The 23,584-nt window shown below is 48.1% G+C and carries 18 protein-coding genes; 8 read left to right on the top strand and 10 right to left on the bottom strand.

What is annotated here, in order from left to right; genetic code table 11:
* Window positions 1-48 precede the first annotated feature (48 nt).
* The 7 genes from DC345_RS06740 to DC345_RS06770 all read left to right on the top strand — a co-directional run bounded on the left by DC345_RS06740 (window position 49) and on the right by DC345_RS06770 (window position 9,755).
* Window positions 49-1,338, top strand: coding sequence for a Gfo/Idh/MocA family oxidoreductase (locus DC345_RS06740; RefSeq protein WP_113052449.1), 1,290 nt, complete (start codon window positions 49-51; stop codon window positions 1,336-1,338).
* 108 nt (window positions 1,339-1,446) lie between these two features.
* Window positions 1,447-3,264: a cache domain-containing sensor histidine kinase gene (locus tag DC345_RS06745; RefSeq protein ID WP_113052450.1), complete on the top strand. Its 1,818-nt coding sequence runs from the start codon at window positions 1,447-1,449 to the stop codon at window positions 3,262-3,264.
* Window positions 3,239-4,801, top strand: coding sequence for a response regulator (locus DC345_RS06750; RefSeq protein WP_113052451.1), 1,563 nt, complete (start codon window positions 3,239-3,241; stop codon window positions 4,799-4,801). The genes DC345_RS06745 and DC345_RS06750 overlap by 26 nt, the downstream gene beginning before the upstream one ends.
* A 123-nt stretch (window positions 4,802-4,924) precedes the next feature.
* Window positions 4,925-5,839, top strand: a complete 915-nt coding sequence (locus tag DC345_RS06755) for a carbohydrate ABC transporter permease (RefSeq protein WP_113052452.1) — start codon at window positions 4,925-4,927, stop codon at window positions 5,837-5,839.
* Between the two features lie 5 nt (window positions 5,840-5,844).
* Window positions 5,845-6,684 carry a carbohydrate ABC transporter permease gene (locus DC345_RS06760; protein ID WP_113052453.1) on the top strand — a complete coding sequence of 280 codons (840 nt, stop codon included), beginning with the start codon at window positions 5,845-5,847 and terminating at the stop codon, window positions 6,682-6,684.
* Window positions 6,685-6,764: 80 nt separating this feature from the next.
* Entirely contained in the window at window positions 6,765-8,081 is a 1,317-nt protein-coding gene (locus DC345_RS06765) for an ABC transporter substrate-binding protein (protein WP_113052454.1), read from the top strand.
* Window positions 8,082-8,108: 27 nt separating this feature from the next.
* A complete protein-coding gene (locus tag DC345_RS06770; RefSeq protein WP_113052455.1) occupies window positions 8,109-9,755 on the top strand; it encodes an MGH1-like glycoside hydrolase domain-containing protein in 1,647 nt (548 codons plus the stop codon).
* A 162-nt stretch (window positions 9,756-9,917) separates the two neighbouring features.
* On the opposite strand, the gene DC345_RS06775 is transcribed toward DC345_RS06770, so the two are convergent.
* The gene (locus DC345_RS06775; RefSeq protein ID WP_113052456.1) at window positions 9,918-10,262 is read right to left on the bottom strand and encodes a hypothetical protein; all 345 of its coding nucleotides are present in this window, start codon (window positions 10,260-10,262) and stop codon (window positions 9,918-9,920) included.
* A 120-nt stretch (window positions 10,263-10,382) separates the two neighbouring features.
* On the opposite strand from DC345_RS06775, the gene DC345_RS06780 reads away from it, so the two are divergent.
* Window positions 10,383-10,781 (top strand): hypothetical protein, encoded by a 399-nt coding sequence (locus DC345_RS06780; RefSeq protein ID WP_113052457.1) that lies wholly within the window; start codon window positions 10,383-10,385, stop codon window positions 10,779-10,781.
* 239 nt (window positions 10,782-11,020) lie between these two features.
* Here the strand turns inward: DC345_RS06780 and DC345_RS06785 are convergent, their stop codons facing one another.
* From DC345_RS06785 to pepF, 9 genes are all read right to left on the bottom strand, one after another.
* Window positions 11,021-14,194, bottom strand: a complete 3,174-nt coding sequence (locus tag DC345_RS06785; RefSeq protein WP_113052458.1) for a bifunctional cytochrome P450/NADPH--P450 reductase — start codon at window positions 14,192-14,194, stop codon at window positions 11,021-11,023.
* 381 nt (window positions 14,195-14,575) lie between these two features.
* Complete coding sequence (locus DC345_RS06790; protein ID WP_113052459.1) at window positions 14,576-15,130, bottom strand: glutathione peroxidase; 555 nt, start codon at window positions 15,128-15,130, stop codon at window positions 14,576-14,578.
* Window positions 15,131-15,386: 256 nt separating this feature from the next.
* A complete protein-coding gene (locus DC345_RS06795; protein WP_113052460.1) occupies window positions 15,387-16,112 on the bottom strand; it encodes a LutC/YkgG family protein in 726 nt (241 codons plus the stop codon).
* Window positions 16,102-17,619 (bottom strand): LutB/LldF family L-lactate oxidation iron-sulfur protein, encoded by a 1,518-nt coding sequence (locus DC345_RS06800; protein WP_113052461.1) that lies wholly within the window; start codon window positions 17,617-17,619, stop codon window positions 16,102-16,104. Before DC345_RS06800 ends, DC345_RS06795 begins: the two co-directional genes overlap by 11 nt.
* Window positions 17,616-18,344, bottom strand: coding sequence for a (Fe-S)-binding protein (locus tag DC345_RS06805; protein WP_113052462.1), 729 nt, complete (start codon window positions 18,342-18,344; stop codon window positions 17,616-17,618). The genes DC345_RS06800 and DC345_RS06805 overlap by 4 nt, the downstream gene beginning before the upstream one ends.
* A 67-nt stretch (window positions 18,345-18,411) precedes the next feature.
* Complete coding sequence (locus DC345_RS06810; protein ID WP_113052463.1) at window positions 18,412-19,173, bottom strand: DeoR/GlpR family DNA-binding transcription regulator; 762 nt, start codon at window positions 19,171-19,173, stop codon at window positions 18,412-18,414.
* Window position 19,174: 1 nt separating this feature from the next.
* Window positions 19,175-20,668: a rhamnulokinase gene (locus tag DC345_RS06815; RefSeq protein WP_113052464.1), complete on the bottom strand. Its 1,494-nt coding sequence runs from the start codon at window positions 20,666-20,668 to the stop codon at window positions 19,175-19,177.
* Between the two features lie 240 nt (window positions 20,669-20,908).
* Window positions 20,909-21,415, bottom strand: a complete 507-nt coding sequence (locus tag DC345_RS06820) for a DUF2500 domain-containing protein (protein WP_258530580.1) — start codon at window positions 21,413-21,415, stop codon at window positions 20,909-20,911.
* A 117-nt stretch (window positions 21,416-21,532) separates the two neighbouring features.
* On the bottom strand, window positions 21,533-23,335 hold the full coding sequence (pepF, locus tag DC345_RS06825) for an oligoendopeptidase F (protein ID WP_113052465.1): 1,803 nt from the start codon (window positions 23,333-23,335) through the stop codon (window positions 21,533-21,535).
* Between the last annotated feature and the right edge of the window lie 249 nt (window positions 23,336-23,584).

Consider the following 23,584-nt stretch of genomic DNA (forward strand, 5'->3'; position numbering starts at 1 on the left):
AGTGCTTCCTTGTTATAGTCTAGAGCTATATTCAAGGAGGCGATAGACATGAGTAACAAAAAACGCTACGTATTGGTCGGAACAGGCGGCCGTGCTGAATTTTTCTATGGAGCATTAGCCCAACATTTCAGGGAAACATCCGAACTTGCAGCTTTTTGCGATATTAACCAGACACGCATGAATTACGCCAATCAGCTGCTGAGGGAAAAATATAAATACAATGAGGTGCCAACCTATACTGCCGATCAGTTCGATCAGATGATTGAGAATGAGAAGCCGGACTTCGTCATTGTAACCAGCATCGACCGCACCCACCACAAATACATCATTCGCGCAATGGAGCTTGGCTGTGATGTTGTGACCGAGAAGCCCATGACGGTCGATGAGCACAAATGTCAGGATATCCTTGATGCCGTCAAGCGGACTGGACAAAATATACGCGTAACCTTTAACTACCGTTATGCACCGCACCATACCAAGATACGAGAACTGATTCAGAATGACACGATCGGGAAAGTGACTTCGGTTCACTTCGAATGGCTGCTTAATACGCGCCATGGCGCAGATTACTTCCGCCGCTGGCACCGGGACAAGCGTAATAGTGGCGGACTGCTCGTGCACAAATCCACGCATCACTTCGACCTGGTCAATTTCTGGATCGGTTCGCAGCCTGAGACCGTTTTCGCATTTGGCGATCTCATGTTCTATGGTAGAGAGAACGCTGAGGAACGAGGTGTGACCCAGTTTTACACTCGTGCAACAGGCAACCCAATTGCGCAAGAAGATCCTTTTGCCCTGCACCTGGATTCGGATGCACATCTCAAAGCCATGTATCTGGATGCTGAGCCGGAAGACGGTTACCAGCGGGATCAAAGCGTATTCGGAGATGGCATCAACATTGAGGATACGATGGGCGTACTTGTCCAGTATCAAAATAAAGCCATTTTGACCTACTCACTGGTAGCATACCAGCCGTGGGAAGGCTATCGCATCGCCATTAACGGTACCAAAGGCCGGATCGAGATGAACATTGTGGAACAATCCTACGTTAACTCGCTGGGAGACAAAAATCTCGAAGGTGCATTGATTGGGAAAACGCTGCGGGTCCTTCCGATGTTCGATGCGCCGTACGAGGTTCAGGTCGAGGAGAAAGAAGGCGGCCATGGCGGAGGCGACCCAGTTCTTCTGAACGATCTGTTTGGAGAGCCGACGGAAGATCCATATCACCGCGCTGCCAACCAATTCGATGGCGCGAGATCTATCCTCACCGGAATTGCAGCCAATCGCGCCATCGCAACCGGTTTGCCTGTTCGCATCAACAATCTGGTTCGTTTCTAGGAACGCTAGGCCGCTCCAACCCCATTTCCTTCAAAGGCTGCGTATATTACGCAGTCTTTTTCCCCATTTTGACGACAAATTGATGTCTATTCGTTTAGGGAGGTATCCATGTTTTTCTCATTAAAAAGCCGCCTGATTGCCTTTATCGTTGTGCTCTTCGTTCTCTGTTTTGGCACACTATCCTTCCTGCTCTTTAAGGAGTCACGTACCGTGATCCGCTCTTACATTGAATCCTCTGCTCTTGAGAAGATGGAGGAATACGGCTCCTATGTCGATATGGTTCAAATGCAGATCTATGATGTAGCCTCTCTTGTCTTCAATAGCGACACCGCCAAGAACTGGGATAACGCGATAAGTGACCCCAACCTTCCTGAAGGGGAAAAGATGCTTGTCAATCTGGCGATGAGCCGTTTTCTGACCCAGGCTACGAACAGTTACACCAGTATCTCCGATGTATCCATCTATCGACGAAACGGGCTGAGGATTGGCAATGAAAATCAAGTAACGACCGACCCTCTCTTCTTGCAAGAATCATGGTACAAAAATTTCTTTATCTCAGGGAATCACTGGCTGCCTGCACATACCGATCAACATGAAAACATAATGGATCACGGCAACCAGGTAGTTAGTCTGCTGATGCCCATTGGGACCTTTCACCATGCTACAGCCCAAAATGTGATGAAAATTAATGTCAGCGAATCATACTTTCTGGAACCGCTTAATCGAATTCATCTGGCCGAGAGCAGCACTATTTTTCTGCTGGGTGAACAAGGAAGCCCTATTCTTTCCCAACAGGCCAATCAGCTTGGTGCCGAAGCTTTAGCAGAAATCGATCAGATTCGGAACAACTCGCTTAAATCGGGTGTGGTATACCTGAAAAATGATGAAGGACAGCGTGACATTCTGGTATACAAAAAGCTGGGGCGTACGGGCTGGATGCTGGCTGGTCTGGCACCGGAAAAAGAGCTGTATTCTTCTCTTCACAAACTTCAGAGTACCATTCTGGTGGTCACCATTGTTCTCATTCTCGTCTCTTTGTTTGCCGCTGCCTGGCTCTCTTATGGCGTCACCAAACCTTTAACGCGACTGGTACTGGCTATGAGACAGGTACAGCGCGGCGCATTCGATCAGGCAGAGTCCCTTCTGCCTCCGGACAAAAATGTTAAAAGCGAAGTCAGTTATGTCATCTCCACTTTCCGCTACATGATCAGCCGATTGCGACAGCACATTCAGAATGAATTCGAGCTGAAGCTGCTCCGCCAGCAAGCAGAGTATAAAGCACTGCTCATGCAGATTAACCCCCATTTTATGTTTAACACGCTGGAACTGGTGAGCAGTCTCGCCATGCAGCACCGAACAGATGATACCGTTCAGGTCATTGAGGATCTGGGCAAAATGATGCGATTCTCCATGAATACAAGTGACGACAGGGTACAGCTTGCAGAGGAATTGGCTTATATCCGCCATTATATCTCCATTCTGCAAACCCGTTTCGGTCATAAGCTGGACATTACTCTGACACAGGAAGGCAGGCTGGATTCCCTGGTCATCATCAAATTTATTCTTCAGCCGCTGATTGAGAATGCCGTCAAATACAGCTTCCAGCATCAGACGACGGCAGAAGTACACATCCGGATCTCCAGACGGAATAACCGCCTGCATTTCAACATTTCAGACAATGGGCCGGGGATTCCAGCTGAGATCATCCAGAAACTCCATGATCCTATTGAAACTTCTCAGCTGGAGCCCCTATTGCGAAGCCAAAGCTGGCACATTGGACTCGGTAATGTGGTTGCACGCTGTCGCTTGCATTACGGAAGTCTGTTTGCCATTCAGATCGAGAACGGAGAACGTAACGGCACGTCTATTGAACTGATTCTACCTGCACAGGAGGAATATGATGTACAACGTATTGATCGCAGATGACGAGATCGAGGTTCGCGAAGGACTAAAATTAAAAGTGAACTGGCAAGACATGGGCTTCGTCATTTCAGGTGAAGCTGCAAACGGCATCGAAGCGGAAGAGCTTCTGAAAGCTGAACATTTTGACTTGTTAATTACAGACATGAACATGCCTGTCATGGATGGCGTGCAATTGCTGGACATTTGCCGAAGCCTCAATCCTTCCATTCAGATTATGATCATCACTGGATATGAAGATTTCCACTATGCCAGAGCAGGTGTGCGCAGCCAGGCCATGGACTATTTACTGAAGCCTGTAACCCGGGACGAACTGAAAACCACTTTAAATAAAATCAAAGAGGAGTTGGATAAAAAGAAAAAGCTGCACGGTGATTCCGAAATGATGCAATGGCGTCTCTCCCAGTATTACAAGGAAATGAAGCAACGTTTCCTGCTTGATCTGGTTAGGGGACAACGCCTCCCACCTTCTTCACTGCCAGAGCGAATGCGGCTGTTTCATCTGGAATCCTGGCAGGATCACAGCGTCTGTTTCATCACGGCTGGTATGCGAGACTCCGTTATACAGACTGTTTCAGTGGGTCATGTTTCCGAAACGCTTCATCTTCCCTTTGAGCTGCTTTGTCACGAAATGGCCCAGTCTTATCCAGATAACGTGCAAGTGTTCCATGACGGAGCCCACCCTGGAATTATGCATTTCATAACTTTGGAAGGTATTCAGCACGAATTTGCTCAGCAGATCACAGCACAGACCCGCTCTATCTTAAAGATAGATGTACAAGTTGGATTGGGGTTGTCCGTATCTGGGCTTGAGCGCTGGAAAGAAGGTTATATTCACTCCCTATTGGCATGGAACTCTGCTGGACGCAAAGGTGCACAGGACCGTGTGCCCGTTGTAGATCATATTCCATTACTGCCAGAGGAAACCAACCGCATGCTGCATCGTTGCCTCATTCGTGGAGAGTTGGATTCCTTCCGCAGCGTGATTCGAAAGGAGCTTGCTGACTCATTTCAAATATCCACTTCCCATATGATTCGAAGCCTTTTTCAAATTTCATTATTGTTCGAACAGGAATCCTCGTGGATTTCCCCGGAATGGGTGCTCTGGCTAATGACTCCAGGCCAGGCAGAAAAGCTGCTGATACATTGGGCGGAAGATTTCGTGAAGCAACAGCAGCCATCCGAGGTTGGAGAAGATACGGTCATTGAATCAGCCAAACGATATATCGAGGAAAATTACATGCTGGAACTGACATTAACTTCGTTAGCTGAGCAATATAACTACAACCCTACCTATTTTTCAGAGATATTCAAAGAAGCTGCCGGCATCTCTTTTATTCAATATGTAACCGAGGTTCGCATGAAACATGCCATACGTTTACTGAAGGAAACCCAATTAACCGTCTGGGATGTAACCGAGCTGACAGGCTTCCGTTCTCCAAGCTATTTCAGTTCCAAATTCAAAAAAATGTTCAATCTGAGTCCTTCGGATTATCGTTTGCTGCATTCCGAAAAAATTGATAATCATGATCCGAAGAAATGAGATTCCGGCTTCTCCCCTTCCCCGGTATGATGACTTTACCAAGAGAATCGCCGCAAATATTGTAAGCGGATTCAATATTGCGGTGATCACGAATTCACATCCAATCCTGAAGGGAGGCCTATGATGAGAAAGCTGTCCAAGCCGTTATACGGCCAGCAGAATATGACAGCCTATTTGTTTCTGCTGCCCTGGCTCATCGGACTTTTCTGTCTGACACTCGGACCGATGGTTGCATCGCTCTACCTGTCCTTGACGAAATTCAATTTGTTATCATCACCAACGTGGACGGGGCTCAGCAACTATGTCCAGATTTTTACCGAAGACGATACCTTTCGCAGATCTTTGGGACTAACGTTTTATTATGTATTTCTATCCGTTCCGTTAAGGCTTGCCTTCGCCCTACTTATAGCGATGGCGCTGAACAAAGGGATTCGGGGCCTTGGCTTATACCGGACCGTGTATTACATCCCTTCCCTATTGGGAGGCAGCGTCGCTATTGCGATCGTCTGGCGTCAGATTTTCGAGGGAAGTGGTTTGGTCAACCAGTTTCTGAGCTGGTTCGGAATCACCGGACCCGCCTGGATTGCCCATCCCGATTATGTGGTCTACACGATCATCACGCTCTCTGTATGGCAATTTGGTTCGGCCATGGTTATCTTCCTGGCTGGCCTAAAGCAAATCCCAGCCGATTTATATGAAGCTTCGGACGTCGACGGTGCCGGAAAGGTGCGCCAATTCTTCGGCATTACACTCCCGATGCTCTCGCCTGTTATTTTTTTCAACCTGATCATGAGCATGATCAATTCGTTTCAAGCCTTTACACCCGCTTATGTGATCGGGGATGGACGCGGAGGCCCGCTCGACGCCACAATGTTCTATACCTTGTACCTGTACCTGAAAGGCTTCTCGTTCTTTGATATGGGTTATGCTTCCGCTCTGGCGTGGATCATGCTGGTCATTATCGGGGTATTCACCGCAATCGTCTTTCTCACCTCGAAATTCTGGGTGTTCTACGGCGACAATCAGGAAGGGAGATAGTGCACATGTCATTAAAGCGACGTTTGGTTCAAACCGGGAGGCATGCCGCCATTATCCTCTTCGGTCTGTTGATGTTGTATCCGGTACTATGGTTAATTCTCAGTTCATTTAAACCGAATCATCTCATCTTCACGAGTAGCAGCCTGATTCCAACCAGCTTCACCCTCGATCATTTTGTGAATGGCTGGAAAGGATTGCAAGGTGTATCGTTTGGCCGTTTCTTCGGCAACTCGACGCTGATCTCAGTCCTGAGTGTGTTGGGAAATGTGATTTCCTGCTCCCTTGCAGCCTACGCCTTTTCCAGGTTGAAGTTCAAGTTCAAAGGCCTATGGTTCAGCATAATGCTGGTCACCATCATGCTTCCTTACCATGTAACCCTGGTACCTCAGTACATTCTGTATAACGAGCTGCATTGGATTAATACGTATTTCCCGCTCATTCTGCCCAAGTGGCTGGCACAGGATTCCTTCTTCATTCTGCTCATGGTTCAATTCATCCGTGGTATCCCACGGGAGCTGGACGAGAGCGCAACCATTGACGGTTGCGGGCAATCGCAGATTTTTTTCAGAATCGTGGTGCCTCTTCTCGTTCCTGCCCTGATCACAACAGCGATCTTCACCTTTATCTGGAGCTGGGATGACTTCTTTAGCCAGATGATCTACTTGAGCAAAATTGATTTGTTTACCGTACAGCTTGGGATTCGGTCGTTGTTCGATCCATCGGGACAATCGGATTGGGGCGCACTGCTCGCCATGTCCACGCTGTCTCTGCTGCCTGTGACCATTATCTTTCTTGTATTTCAGCGTTATTTTCTAGAGGGAATTGCAACGACCGGGCTGAAGTGATTACGAAAACACCTGTCCAGACGCAATAAGTGTACAACAGATATTATGTTTTTCATTATCCATCGTCAGGGGGATTTCTCATGTTCAAACGATTAATGATTACTGTGATAGCTTCACTCCTGTTATTGGTAACTGCCTGCTCTGGAACGGATCATACCGGCGCTGATGAGCAGACAGGAACGAAGACCGCTGAAAGCGGGCAAGTCGAACTGCGCATGATGTGGTGGGGCGACCAAAAACGGGCAGATATTACGAATGAAGCCCTGAAGGTTTTTCAGGAGAAACATCCGAATATTAAAATTGTAGGTGAGTTTGCGCCTTCCTCCGGATATTTCGACAAGTTGAATACACAGTTGGCATCAGGCACAGCACCGGATATTTTCTTCCTTGGAGGTAATGTGGTTGACTATGCCAAGAAGGATGTGCTTTTGGACCTGGACCCTTATGTCGGTAGTGAACTGAATCTGGATGGCATGGATGCCACTATGGTTGAGTATGGGCGTCTTGATGGAAAGCTGCAGCATATTTCCGCGGGTGCGAATGCACGGGGCATTGTCGTTAATCAGGCGCTGTTCGATCAAGCGGGAATCCCTCTGCCAGCTTCGGATTGGACTTGGGAAGATTATGCTGCAATCAGCAAAGAACTGTCCGACAAGCTCGGCAAGGGCTATTATGGAACCTATAATTTCACGGTTGACGGTATGGACATCTTTTTGAAACAACGTGGCAAACAGCTATATGATATGAAGAACGGCACGCTCGGATTTGCAAAAGAAGACATTTTGGAATGGTTCACTTACTGGGAGCAGGCTTCCAATTCCGGAGGTGTGGTCACGCCTGAATTGCAGGTTTCCAATCCACCGGATGATACGAGTAAATCCTTGCTTATTACGGGCAAGGCCGCTATGAGCCTGCTTCCTTCGAATCAACTGGCTGCTTTCCAGAGTCTCACGGAAGATAAGTTCATTCTTTTGCCTGTACCAAGGGGTCCAAAGGGAACTGGGGTTGTATTTGAATCCAGTCAGGGGTTATCCGGTTATGCGAATACCAAACATGCAAAAGAAGTCGCGATCCTGATGGATTTCTGGATTAATGATCCGGACGCAGCCCAAATTCTCGGCAACGACCGCGGTGTGCCCGTTACGGAAGCCAACCGCAATCTGCTTCAGCAAGAAGCGGGACCTGTTGAAGAGATCGTATATAATTACACCAGCTTTGTATCTGAAGCTACGAAAACGGAGCCTTTTGACGTGAGCTATAATCCTCCGGGATTCGCTGAATTCTCCAAGCTGGCCCAGACAACCAACCAGGAAATCGGCTTTGGCCGAAAAAGTGTGGAGCAAGCTGTGACGGACTTCTATAATGGCACCGTACGAATCTTTGAATCCAACCAATAAATAACCGCTAGCTACAAGGAGGTCGACATGACAGAAGCCCTGCTGAACAAGCTGCGGCAGATCTCGATCCACGATCATGTGCAGCCAGGTAAACCGGAAGATCAAAAGTTAATACAGGAATGGCAGGCGTCGGGTGTTCGGTTCGCGGCATCCGGCGGACGATTGGAAGCGACTTATTATTCCGCATTGGAGAAGTTACTGACTTGCATTGTGCCCCTGAACGGCAGTGAACCCATTCTTCAGGAAGGTGGCATCTATCTGGGCTGCTGGCTGGAGAGTACGGGCACCATTAATGCGGAGCTGCTGTCACGTCTGATTCCTTCCGTATCGGAAACGACCTATCTTGCTTTTGCCCGACACCAAAGAGAAGATGGATTGCTGCCTTATAAGCTAACGGAGAACGGTCCATCCTTTCGCCAGATTCAGCTCGTTACACCCTTGGCACGAAGCGTATGGAACCACTACCAGCTTCATGGAAAGAACCGTTCCTTCCTGAAGTCCATGTACAAGGCCATGGTACAATACGACGAATGGATTGCAACGTATCGCAATACCCGAGGGACCGGCTGTGTGGAGGCATTCAGCACCTTTGATACCGGGCATGATCTGTCCCCCCGGTTCTGGCATGTCCCGGATACACCATATATGAATGATGCAGCGTCCTACCATCCGGACTCTCCAGTCCTGCCCTTGTTGGCACCAGACTTAACCGCCAATATATATTGCCAGCGCATGTATTTATCCCGAATGGCTGAGGAACTTGGGGAGTCAGGTAGTGAGTGGATAGCGAAAGCTGAAGCCAGTAACGAAAGTCTCTTACGCTACTGTTATGACGAAGAGGATATGTTCTTCTACGACCGGGATCGCAATGACGAATTGGTCAAAGTACAGTCCGATGTGCTGCTGCGCGTGATGGCCTGCGAGGTGGGCGACCGTGAATTGTTTGATAACATGCTGCGCCGGTATTTGCTGAACACAAGCAAGTTTTTTGCCAAATACCCGTTCACCTCCATGTCGATGGATGATCCACGATTCGATCCGTTCTCCTCTTATAACAGCTGGGGTGGAGCATCCAACTTCCTGAGTCTGATCCGTGCACCGCATGCTTTTGAATATCACCATCGCTATGTGGAATTGACCTGGGTGCTGCAACCCATCTTGTCGTCCCTCTCCAAAGCAAAGCGCTTTGCGCAGGCTTTAAGCCCATGGACCGGGGAGGAGGGTTTTACCGAAACCTATTCCCCCTCCATTCTTTGCCTGCTTGATTATGTGGAACGGTTATGCGGCATTATGCCGGTTGGATCGGACCAACTGTGGTTTACCGGCCTTCTCCCCATCGACATGGATCATGGCGAAGAAGTTGCTGGTCATACGGCGTACAGCCGCACGATGAATGGCCTGCATTTTGAATTGGTGAACACGCCAGAACGGGTAACGGTATATCAGGATGGTAAGGTTCTTATGGAAGGACCAGCAGGAATTCGATTCATTACGGATCGGAGTGGACAGTTGGAAGGTGTCATCGGAATGAGCGTGCGCACAATTGAGGGTGAACTGACCTATCGAGGAAAATCCATTCCGTTTCGAATCAAAGGAAATGAACTCCAGCGGTATATAGAGGGAAGCTTGAAAACAGAACGGGATATCGGCATCATCTATCCTTCCTATCGCTAGTGCGATGAAGTAAGTAGTGTGCTCTCTACAGGAACATTAACAAGGCCATTCCGAATGAATAGTGGCAGCATGAAAAGCGCAAGCGGCAGGGATAACTCCCCTGTACTTGCGCTTTTACGATTTACTATCCTAATGGACTATCCACGAATATGAGTTTTTCGCTTATGCTTTCCGCTCCCACGCAGGGTGGCGATAGAACTCAATCGTATCAATATAGTTCACCGTGTACTTCTGTTCAACTTCCGACAGCTCCAGCAGCTTTCTGTCCATTTGTTTCAAACCCATGACCACATCATGCCGGAGAAGGTCCATTGCGATTTTGCCTACAAAACCGCCTTCCATCTCTTTATGTTTATTCCGAAATTCTTCATTATAGATCAGTTCCGGTGTAAACGATGCTTCAACAAATGCGTTGACGAGCGTAAGTTCATTACCTTCCATCTGTACCGCGATATAATAGTTGCCACGTTCATCGCGAATGAGGTCTTTATACATTTCCACGTTCATTTGAATCACTCCCTATATCTTAAGTTGTACCTTATCATGAGTAACATGGGCGCCATTTCGCTCACCTCTTGCCCTCGCCCATTCATATAGTAGGTATAAATGGCGAACGGAGGATTGCTTATGAATTGGCACCAATTTCATACAGGAAAAACACTTCAGCAGCGTCTGGCCGAGTTCCAAGGACATCTGGCAGAACTGAATGCTCCATTGTCCGGTCTGGAACCTGGAATCATTAGAAAAGTATTTCCGCGCAATTTCATCAAAGTCAATCGGCAGTTATTTATTCCACTCAGCTTGTTTTCCATTCGTGTATTTGATGTACCACGAGCACGGCGAGGCATACGGGTAGGCATCCGTACGGTATTCCCATCCGGAAATGCATTTAACAATATTCGACTTGTTGGAGTTGGACTAGATTACATTGAACTGCAGGGAAAAGGTAAATTCTCCTCACGTATTCTCTTTCCGATAACCCAAGTCGAATCGATCTATCGTCCAACAACTAAAAAGAAGAAATAACGAGACCAGACATCGCTGAATTCATATCTGTCTGTGCCTGCAATCTTGATGATTAGAGGAACGATCCATACTTTGGATCTATCCCATGTCATAATATGCATAGTTCTCTTCCCTAGTATAACTCATAGGTGCATTGGTCTGCTCGGATATTGTGCCATAGCAAAAAGCGGTGAGCACAGAACCCTTCTGTGTCTCACCGCGCAGATGCCTATCAATTATTCAAATCAGGAACGTATCACTCAGATACCTGTCCACACATCCTTGGCATAACGACCTTCCTGCTGCAAACGTTCTAACCACGCATCGGCTTGCTCCGTGGAGTTGCCGCTGACATCAGCGTACGCTTTCTTGAGGGTAGCTTCAACATCAGGTGCCATCTTGCTGCCATCGCCGCAAACATACAGATGTCCACCCTGTTCAAGCAGAGGAATCAATTTTTGGGCATCATCTCTCATTAGATGCTGTACGTAACATTTCTCTTCCCCGTCCACACGGGAGAATGCGGTATGAAGCTGGACAAGACCCTCTTGCTCGGCCGTTTCGAGTTCATTTTTATACAAATAATCATGTTCAGGGTTGCGACATCCAAAATACAGATGGGCCTCGCCGACCTGCTGACCCTGTTCTTTCATTACATGTCTTGCCTGCAGGAAACCACGGAATGGAGCCACACCTGTTCCCGGACCAACCATAATGATCGGAGCCTCTGCATTTTCGGGCAGTTTGAACCCGGACTCAGGCGTCCGTATGAACATGACAACCTCTTCACCAGACTTCAGGTTTGCCAGATAGTTGGACGCTATACCTTTATATTCTCCCTGACCACTCCAAGCTGGAGCACGCACTACGCTGACGGTTATGCTGGCCTGCTCAGGCTGCACTCGTGGTGAGCTGGAGATCGAATAATATCGGGCTTTGAGGGAAGGAAGCAGTTCCAAAAACCGTTCGAAAGGTAGCTCACATGCTTCGTATTTCAACAAATAATCCAGCATGGATATACGTTTCTTGCGTACCTCTTCCATGTATACAGACTCATCAAGAAGCGCTTCGAGCTCCTTCTTATGCGGTGGGCATACCGTGTACGCCGCGAGTTCTCGCAGTTGGGCTCGAGTTGCCGCTTCCTGAAGTTCCACACTGTGACTGAGCAGATCGACCAGATTAACCGGTTGGTGCAATGGCAGATGAGCGGCGCTGCGACCTGATGCATCCAGAACCAAATGTTCCGTACCTGTGAATCCATATCGTTTCAATACTCGTTCTACGAGCTCAGACGGGTTCTGCGGTAAAATGCCCAGGTGATCGCCTTCCTTGTACGTTGCACCTTCAGATAGTTTGATCTCCAAATGACGTGTGCTTCGTTCACTGCCCGCATCATGAAGTTCCCGATTCTCAAGTACTTCAGCAACATGTGCATCATACGTATCCGCGAGCGGCGTTACCGCCAGTCCACTGACAAACTGTACTGACAAGGAACTGCGCTCACTACCTGAGCTTGTGTTCAACTTGAGGCCCAAAGTTCGTGCCAGATCCGGCCATAGTTGCTCGGTCCAGTCTCCAACCTGTTTCTCAAAGTCCCCGCTGGCATCACTTTCTCCGATGGGTGATAACCGTTCTGCTCCTTTGGAAGATAACTGCTCATCAATCAAACGCGGGATTCGCTGGTACGTGCTGGCCCAGTTGTGATCCCCACATCCGAGAACAGAGAATCGCACACCTTGGAATTCCCCTGCATCCGCATGTTCAATCCATTCGACGAAATCCTTGGCATTGCTTGGTGGCTGACCATTGTAGGATGCACTCACAATGATGACGACGCCTTCCTTCGGAAGTTTGCCTACACGATCATCCAGGGTAGCCACCTCGCTGCGGAAGCCCTGATATCTTGCGGTATCTGCGATTTCACGCGCAATGCCTTCCGCAGTCCCGAGATTGGATCCATACAGGACGAGCATCGGGGTGTGATGGGCATTTGCTGTATCCGGCTCTTGTCGTTTAGCAACCGGAGTCGGTTCCTCCACCGCAACACCCGGCACAGCCATCACCGGTTGACCCCCGCGTGCACGAACACGGATCGTGAAGTTATCGGGCTTGAGCGTCAACGTTTCTTTCACTTTTAACTGATAGTCCGCATGATCGATGAATTCAAAATGCTTCAGGACCATACCCAGCACAAGTGTTGCTTCCTGAAGGGCGAACTGCTGGCCAATGCAGGCCCGCTGACCATTACCAAACGGTTTATAGGCGTCATGTGGCACCTTGCTCGGATCTTCGAAACGTTCCGGACGGAATGCCTCGACGTCATCGCCCCATGCATCACGGTCCCGGTGCAGCTTGGGAATAAGCACACTGACACTATCCCCTTCTTGCAAAGGATATTTCCCATCCAGAACAAGGTCTTTCTTCGCGTATAAGGAGAACGCCGGAGCCGTAGGCCATAACCGCAACGCCTCGTTCAGAACCATGCGAACATATTTAAGATTACGGACCTGATTGTATGTTGGAACCGGATCTTTCAGAATCTGATCTGCTTCAGCTTGAGCCTTGGCGAGTGTCTCCGGATTTTTCATTAAATAATAGATGGCAAAGGACAATAAACCACTCGTCGTCTCATGTCCAGCAATCAGGAAGGTGATGATCTGGTAACGGATATTTTCATCGTCCAGCGTTTCCCCGGTTTCCGGATCCATGCCACTAAGCATGTGGGACAACAGATCGTCCGCCCCTTCCTGGGGCTGCTCCTTACGCTCCGCAATAATATGATCGACTAGTGAGTACATCGAACGGATATCCTGCTCAAACTGTTTCTTTTTGGTGATCATCAGCTTGTCTTGCAGACGCAAACGCTGTAACGAACTCATCGATTCGTCCAACGCCCGAACCATGCTGGTAATGAAGGGATGCGGTTCTTCCCGGTAAAAGCTGTTAAATCGGTAGTTAAATCCACACAATCCAATCGTATCCAGGGTGAGACGAGTCATATCATCAGGTACGTTAACTGTCTCATCCGGGTTTAATCTGGACCACTTCTGTACGAGCTGTACAGCGAGGTCAATCATTTTGTTGTGATATCCCTGCATCGCACGCTGGCTGAAGCTGGGCAGCAACACATTGTGAGCTTTTTTCCAATTCGGTTCTTGAGTCCAACTCGTAAACAGGCCATCTCCGGCAAATGCACGTACCTTCTCGAGCGGTGCCCATACACGTTTATCGAATTTGGATTCGTCGGTGACCTCAGCTACCAGTTTATGACCTGAAATATATAATTCACTTCGCCCAGGATAATCCATTCGAAAAATGGGGCCATACTCTTCAGCGAGTTTCACCAGGGATTGTACAGGCTCATCGGTATTTAACTGTGGTAAGTTTCCTAAAGGTCCAAAAGTTTTGGGTTGGGGAACTGAAATTTGCGCCATCATACTCACTCCTCTTCCAAGTAATACGTTCGACTAAAAAATAATACCTGCATTCAATTACGACTCAGATCAACAGACATGACTACATTTTCTGCAAATTTTCATATTTCATCCAGATAACCTGAAAATCACACCGGAACCAATTGACCAAAATGGTATATTGGTCAATTTAGAGTAAAAAAAATGGGCTCCTTCGTTATCTTTCTTTTACCCTAACATTTCCAGTCCTAATCTTCAACAGTCTCAAAGTCGTAGGACCAATGGGTATCCATCCGAATTGGCATGAGTAAAATTCCCCTTTGGTCCATCAATATAGAGAGAATATTTTGCTCTGAAACGAACACTAGAATTTTGAAGATACACAGTCCACTCAAACTCAAACTAGGCCTGTTTCAGCAAATCCCGAATCGTAGACTCTATCTCTATCGGTGCAACCGTAGTCTCATAGCGGCCACTCACTTCCCCGGTTCGATCAATCAGAAACTTGGTGAAATTCCATTTGATCCCGTCTCCCCGGTATAATTCGGGATGTTTCTCCTTGAGGAATTGATCCATCCACCGACCTTCTTCCGATTCCAGATCATAACCCTCAAATGGGACCGTTTCGACCAGATAGCGAAACAAAGGATGTATGAATGGTCCGGTCACCTCGATCTTCTCCAAAATCGGAAAGAATATATGAAAATGATTTCTGCAATACTGAGCTATCTCATCATTGCTGCCCGGCTCCTTGTGATTAAATTGATCACAGGGAAACGCCAGAATCTCCAGCCCGTGATCACGATACTGCTCATACAGGTGCTGAAGCTCCGTAAATTGTCGAGAGTAGCTGCACTTGCTGGCTGTATTCACAATAAGCAGTACCTTCCCCTCAAAAACAGATAAATCACCCGTGTGTCCATCCATGAACGGGACCTGATAAGAAAATATACTCATTCATAACGCCTCCTGGTCGGTTCTCACTTAAACCCTCTTGAAACGGATTATACGCTGCTTCTCTTGATAGGTTAAATATATAATAATTATGATATTAATAGTTTCCACCTATAAATTGTCTTGTCTGCTGCCGTATGATTATATGGCACATTATCCTTTCCATATTGGCCAAACTAAACATAGAAAAAACTGCCCTTCGCAGACAAAACTCTGCTTTTGGACAGTCATTCACGATGTTATGCATTTCGAAATGGTGTTACCCCATAATAAGACCATATACAATCCCCGGTCCATGTACCCCAATCGTCAAATCATTTTCAATATCAGAAGAACGACTAGGACCGGAAATAAAATGAATGCCTGCCGGAAGATTCTCTCTTCCCTCTTCATCGAAGCGATCAAGCGTTTCACCAAGTCTGGTGTAGAGCCGTTCAATGGGAATAATAATGATGAGTACGGTAGGTAATAGACTCACTGAGCGTCCCTTTTCTGGCGAAGAAAGCACCGTGACGGAACCCGTATATGCAGTGGCAAAATCCGCCATCACTACACCGATATCTGCCTCGGCTGCCCGTGCCTTCCAGTTCTCCTCTGCTTGGCTGTTCCATACAGAAATCTGCACATCGGGAAGTTGCTCTTCCAATCCAAGATCCGCCAGCGCCTGTTCATTCTGACGTATGATATACTTCGCGCTTAATTCATGAGATTTGTTAGCTATGAAGTCCGAGGCTTCACCAAGGTCTCTTACCCGCGCAATATGAGCACCTACACTCACAAAATTATCGGTGAATGCCTGTATGCGCTTATCTATGTCCCAATCCAAATCCGTCCAGAATGCGGGTGCACCGCGAAAAGGTTGAGTCGGAGCATGTGTCTGACGTGGTCTTCTCAACTTGGACGCAATGTCATTCATAAAGTGTTCCTGCTTCGCACGGGACTTCTTCTCCAACTGCTCCAGCCATTCCTGATGTTCAGTGTTCATGTTGACCACCGCCCCCCTCACGCTCACGAAGAATCTGTTCCATTCGGTTCCGAACGGAAGAATCCATCTCTTTCTTCTCCTGGTTCAGCTCCTGATCCAACTTGTTCCATTGCTGCCGAAAGGAACGCTTCGCGAGGCTTGGCGCAACCCGATAGCTGTTCCAGCCCTTAAGAGGCCCAAGTTTAAGTGAAATTCCGTTATTCCGTACTACGGCTTTCTGACCAATCTGTCCGAGACGTATAGCCGCTCCGAAGCGTTTAGAATTGGAGACAACCGCTGCAAAACCTCTCATGCCAGCGCTCTCAAGCTTATTGCCATGGCCCTCTTCCACCTTGCGTCTGCGTAAATATACGAGCATATCATGCAGCGGAATTTTGACCGGACAGGCTTCATAACAGGCTCCGCACAGGCTGGAAGCACCCGCAATGTCGTTCCATTCATCAATATTGCCATTCAATGCTGGTGTAAGTACCGCTCCGATCGGTCCGCTGTAGGTTCCACCATAAGCATGCCCGCCGATATGACGATACACTGGACAAGCGTTCAGACATGCGCCGCAGCGAATACAATTCAAAAGCTCCTGAAATTCGGGATCACCCAACTGAAGTGAACGTCCATTATCCACAATAATAATGTGCATTTCATCTGGCCCGTCCCCGTCTTCTGTTCGGCGTGGACCCGTTATGCCGGACATATACATCGTCAATTTTTGACCCGTCGCGGAGCGTGGCAGCAGGGTTGCCATCACCTCGAGATCTGTCCAGGATGGAATGATACGCTCCATGCCCATTAAGGTAATCTGTGTTTTTGGCACGGTGGATACCATACGGGCATTGCCTTCATTTTCAAATAGAACCATGGAACCGGTCTCCGCAATCGCAAAATTGCAACCAGTCATGCCAATATCGGCTTCAAGAAACTTCTCACGCAGCTTTTTGCGTACAAATCCGGCAAGTACGGTGGTGTCCGGTTCCAGAATTTCTCCCGCTTCCTTGGATAACAGGTCCGCAATCTGGTAACGGTTCTTGTGAATAGCCGGAATGACAATATGAGATGGAGCTTCACCCGCTAATTGAATGATGTATTCGCCCAGATCGGTCTCTATCGCTTCAATGCCTGCGGATTCCAATACATGGTTGAGATGTACTTCTTCGGACACCATCGACTTGGATTTCACCACGGTGGAAGCCTGCTTGTGAGCCGCAATATCAAGCGCAATCGCCGCTGCCTCTACCGAAGTATCGGCAAAATGAATATGAACCCCATTGGCACGTGCATTATTGACAAATTCATTCAGGTAATAATCCAGATGTGCGATCGTATGCAGACGAATCTGACGTCCACGTTCGCGCCATTCTTCCCAGTTGCCATGTTCTTCGGATGCGGACTTCTTGCCATTACGCAATCGCTCTGTTGTAAATTTGACGGCTTTCCGCAAGAAATCATCATTCAAAGCCAATTCTGCACGTTCTTTGACGGTAACATCCATCACACCGGGTTGACTCATCCTGTTTGCACCCCCTCATACAGCAGTTCAGCCAAATGCATCACACGCACTGGTTCGTTCCGATACCGCAGGTTACCTGCGATATTCATTAGACAGGCCATATCCAGTCCTACTAATACTTCAGCTTCCGTCTCTTTGATATGATCTACCTTTTCTGTGACCATGGCCCCAGATATATCCGGCATTTTGATGGCAAAGGTACCCCCAAATCCGCAGCAGTCCTCTCCGTAAGGAAGGGGAACAAATTCCAAACCTTTTACTGCCGAAAGTAATGCCATAGGCTCATCCTTTACGCCTAACAAACGGCTGCCATGACACGAGGGATGGTATGTAACCTTATGCGGAAAATGTGCACCCAGATCCGTGATGCCAAGCACCTGAACGAGAAACTGAGTGAATTCGTAGGCTTTGGCTTCCAAACGTTTAGCCTTCTCCAGCCATACAGGTTCATCGACAAACAGCTCGGGATAATGATGAATCATGTACGTACAGGAGCCCGAGGGACAGACGACAAAATCGCTGTCATCAAAGGCTTCCAGAATCGTTTTGGCTGCTACCCGTGTCTCATCCCAATACCCGCTGTTGTAGGAAGGCTGACCGCAGCAGGTCTGCACGGGCGGGAATTCCAACCGAACGCCATGAGCGGCGAGCAATCTCACCATCGCCTCCCCCACACGGGGATATATGGCATCGCTGAGGCAGGTAATGAATAAGGAGACTTTCATGATTACACGCTCCTATAACTGAAGAATTGTTGTTATAACGCATATAAGTGTCGAATACCGTAATGTTTTATACCCTTGTGATTGAGATATCATATCTGTTCAGACGTTCTATCAAATCATCATTAAGCGACTGATCCGTGATCACCGCATGAACGGCATTTAACCCGGTTACCCGGGCAAATGCACGAACCCCAAACTTGCTTCGATCTGCAAGCAAAATGACCTGGTCGGATATACCGACCATTTTCTGCTTCAACCGGGCCTGAAGCTCATTGGATTCACTTATTCCGCCACCTTCCAGATGCACACCTTTACAAGACAGGAACAATTTATCGACATGATATGTCTCCAGAGAACGTTCGGCGAGCGGTCCAACAAAAGACAGAGATCGTTGGGCCAGCTGCCCTCCAGTTGAGATGACCTCAATCTTATCCCTGCTGCTCAGTTCAGTAGCTACCTGTATCGAGTTGGTCAATACAGTCAGTGGCATATCCGGCATATTGGCCGCCATATACCCTGCTGTCGTGCTGGCATCCAGCAGAATTCGATCACCCGGCTGAATCATGGATAGAGCCGATAAGGCAATTCTTTTCTTTTCCTCCGCATGGGTTGTTTCCCTTACCCGGTAAGGGATCTCCGGCTGCTCTTCCTTCACGCTGACAGCGCCGCCATGGGAACGGCGCAGTCGCCCTGCTTGCTCCAGCCGGTCGAGATCACGACGAATGGTCTCCTCTGTTACCCGGCAGTGCTCACTAAGCTCGGATACACGCATGCTGCCCTTAACATTAACCATCTCCACAATCCGGTCATAGCGCTCTGCTGCCAGCATGTTACACCTCGCTTCCGGCTTGTGATTTGGGCGAAGCCGTCAACTTTAGGAATCTACCATAGGCCTCTTCCCAGATCGGTCTGTCCTTTGGTTCATAATCGGTAACTGGGAATGAATCACGAATGACCCTGCGCGCTTCCCATATATCCTTAAAGGCTCCACTTGCCATCCACTGTACAGCCATGTTCCCGATCGCACTACCTTCTGCCGGCCCTGCCCATACCGGTTTGCCAATGGAATTGGCAGTCCACTGACATAACAGACGATTCTGAATGCCACCACCGACCATGTGCAATCCACTAAAAGACTGTCTGGACAGTTGTTCTGTCCATTCCAGCACTCGCCGATACTTCAGTGCAAGACTCTCCAGAATGGAACGGGCAATGGCTCCCTGGTCTTGCGGCTCAGCCTGCCCTGTAGCACGGCAATATTGTTGTATGCGAGAGGTCATATCCCCTGCTGGCATAAACCGGTCATCATCGGGATCAAACAAGCTTGAAAATGCAGGAGCAAGTTCCGCCCTGCTTAGTAACTCCGCATAGCTGATTCCCTGTCCCTTCCGTTCCCATTCACGCATGCATTCCTGCAAAATCCACAGGCCCATGATGTTCTTAAGCAAACGGAACGTGCCTCCTGCCCCGCCCTCATTCGTAAAATTGAGCGCCAAACTCTCGGAACTGATGGCGGGGTGATCAATCTCCGTGCCCATTAGTGACCAGGTTCCACAGCTTAGGTAGGCAAATGAACGCTCTGTTGCAGGAACAGCTACGACTGCTGATCCTGTGTCATGCTCTGCAACCGCAATAACCGGAATGGCAGATAGGCCAAGATCACTGCAAATGCTGCTGCGCAATTGTCCCACTCGAGTACCTGGCATGACTGCTTCTCCAAACAGCGTCTCCGAAATGCCGATATGTGCAAGTAGTTCACCGTCCCAATGCCCTGTAGTCGGATTGTACAGCTGCGTTGTGGTGGCGTTGGTAAACTCATTCACCGCTTCACCGGTTAGAAAGTAACGAAGCAGATCGGGGATCATAAGGAATCGCTCCGCTTCGTTAAGCAGTGGGGAGCCACTTCGCTTAAGCGTTGCCAACTGATACAATGTGTTAAAGCTAAGAAACTGGATGCCTGTGCGTTCGAAAATTCGCTGAGAGGTCAATTCCTTGCGCACCTGATCCATCATGCCGTTAAACTGTGCATCACGATAATGATATGGATTGCCCAACAATTCACCATGACTCCCAAGCAGTCCAAAATCAACTGCCCAGGAATCAATCCCCAGACTTTCAGGCTGCTCTCCCTTTTGTTTAACAAGATTTAGCCCTTCCAGCAATTCATGGTGCAGCCTCAATATATCCCAGTGCAGCCGCTCCCCCGCTTTTACCGGCTCATTCTTGAACCGATGGATCTCCAACGTTTCCATTCCCCGATCATTCAGATGACCCAGCAGTGCTCTCCCGCTTCCAGCACCCAAATCATACGCCAGCACACTCACCGCTTTTCACCAGCCCTTCATCCCAAACTATATTTCGCCCTTGAACATTTCTTGATTTCATCCATGACTACTCTGTACTTTATTCTTTATTTTTTTGTTTGTTTATTTTTGTTTTATACTGTTTTGCTTTATTTTACGAGTATATCATCAATGTAAGCGTTTGAATACCCTGTGATTGGTTTCATTTACCCATACCAAAAACGACTCTCTCCACTGGGGAGGAGCCGCCTTCCTGTTAACTCACGTATAAAAGCTGTTTTTGCTAACACCGGACTGAGGCTGCACATCTCTTTCAAAATGCTTAAACCTTGTCCCCTGATACGTCAGCATGCCTCGGTCATTTTCCACAAACATTCCGTAATTACTGCCGCCAACATTTAATTCCACACGGTCTCCATTATCAAATTCAAACGTGGCATAATACCAGGTAGACGCACTGCTGTCCCCGCTCCCACCTGTGACTTCTGTTCGCTTTGCCACAATCGTTGAATGCAAGGTTAACAGCGCTGATGCATTATTCGATGACCATGTGCGTACCCCTGAAATAATGGCATAAACAATGACACCGGCAATGATGAGAAAGACGCCACCGATAAAAATGGATCCAAATGCACTCATTGCACCAAACTCATTGAATCCAGCAAAAAAACCACTCTGATTGCCCTCAAATCCCGGAACATCATTCATGTCATCAAAAATACCGAAGCCATCCATGCTTAACCAGCCCAGTGATGAAGATATGCTCAATGACGTCATTCATCATCGTTCCCTTCTTCCTGCAAATTAAGATGCACCGCCCCCTGCCAAGGAGACGGTGCACGCAGACAACCCTACAAGCCTTGTCCGTATACTATATGAATCTGATTACGAATACAGACGTTCAAGTTCATCGACCAGACTACCAACATAGGCAACAGCAGCACGAATCGGCTCAGGTCCAGACATGTCCACACCCGCAAGCTTCATCAGCTCTTGCGGATCAAGACTTCCTCCCGCTTTCAATGCGTCAAGCCAGCGATCCACGGCAGGCTGCCCTTCTTCCCGAATCAGCTGTGCAGCAGCGGTAGATGCCGTCAGACCTGCTGCATAGGTATATGGATACAATCCCATATAATAATGAGGCTGTCTCATCCAGGTCAGTTTGGCCCCCTCATCAATCACCAGATCAGGACCCCAGAACTCGGAGAGGATGTTGCCTTTCAGCTGACTTAACGTCTTCGCTGTGATAGGTTCATCCTTGGTTGCAAGTGCGTACACCTGACGCTGCAATTCACCTTCAAGCAGATGCGTAACAAAGTTATGGTAGTACGTATTGAGCAATTGCAAAATGACCCAACGACGCATTCTCGGATTATCAGAACGTTTCAACAAATGATCTGCCAGCAGCATTTCATTCATCGTTGAAGGTGCCTCTATGAAATAGAGCGATGGTCGTGTATTCGTAAGACGTTGGTAATGCCCGGCAAGCATGAAATGTCCGGCATGTCCGACTTCATGGGCAAGTGTAAACGCTCCGCGCATATTATTTGCCCATGAGATGAGGATATAGGAATGAGAACCATATATGGACGAACAAAAAGCCCCTGTCGATTTGCCCGCATTATCAGCGTAATCTACCCACCGCTCACTAAATGCACGTTCCACAATGTCGCCATATTCCGGTCCCATCACGGCAAGCGCTTCACGAATGAGCGTGCATGCTTCCTCATATGTAATGGCAGGGCTGAATTCAGGGTCCAGTGGTGCTTTCAGATCACAGAACATCAGCTTGTCCAGACCTAACTCACGTTTCTTGAGAGCTGCCAGTCTGCGCATATGAGGCGCAAGTTCCTTCTGGATGATATCCAGGACATTGTTGTACATGTCTTTGCTTACCTGCTGCGGACTGAGAAGCATATCCGTAACATCATCATATCCACGCAGCCTGGACATAACGACCTGTTTCTTCACTTCGGTGGCGTAACCTTCAGCGAACGTATTTTTGTAATCGTTCAGCTTGGAGCTGAACGCGGCATAAGCAGAGCGGCGCAGCTTCGTATCCGATGACATTTCATAATTGTTCTCATAAAATGACCAGGACAGCGGGCGATTATTGTCATCGCCGTCAAGTGCATCGTCAAACGTCATGTCTGCCAGTTTACCGCGCAGATAGATCCGGTATGGCGAGTCCAGCACTTCCCCAAGGGAAGCGAGTACCTTCTCCGTTTCGGGCGAGAGACGATGTGCTTTTTCCTGGATTAGACGATCCAGACTGCGAGCATACGGCTGCAAACCCGGAAGTTCTTCAATATAACGTTGAACCGTTCCATCGGGAAGATTCACGATCTCGGAATTCACAAAAGACAAGGACGACGACAAATTCGATAAAATATCTCCTGCCTTGGCTGAATTCTCAATATTTGCGGGATTGGTACTGTCCTCCGACTGTTTAAGTCGGGCATATGAAGCTGTTTTTCCAATCCGTTCATGAAGTGCTTCACGGGCATCCAGACAGGCCAGCAGCTGCTCAGCGCCGTCGCCCAGATGTCCTTTGAATGTTTCGATATGAGCAGCAGCTTCAGTCAATGATCTAAGCTCCTGCTCCCACTCTTCGTCAGTCCCAAACAAGTCTCGCAAGTCCCAGGTAGTCTCTTGGCTTACTTCATCGCGTGTACGTATTTTTTCCATCGTTATATGTCATCCTCCTTGCATTTCCAATATCTCTCATCGTATCATATTCAGAGCATTTATGCCTTACATATCCTAAAATGAGCCTTTTGGTTCAAGGGATTATAGATTGAACTAAACAATATTCACACTTACCACTCCGATGACAGAACAACCTTCCGATCGCTGTTATCCCCAGATTTTTTGATTCAATTCTACAAAGGTGAAAATCTGGTGATAAAGGCGAACGCTCTGCTTCTTCAGGTTCTT

Origin of the sequence: Paenibacillus taichungensis, from assembly GCF_003287275.1 — a bacterium.
Classification (GTDB): Bacteria; Bacillota; Bacilli; order Paenibacillales; family Paenibacillaceae; genus Paenibacillus; species Paenibacillus taichungensis_A.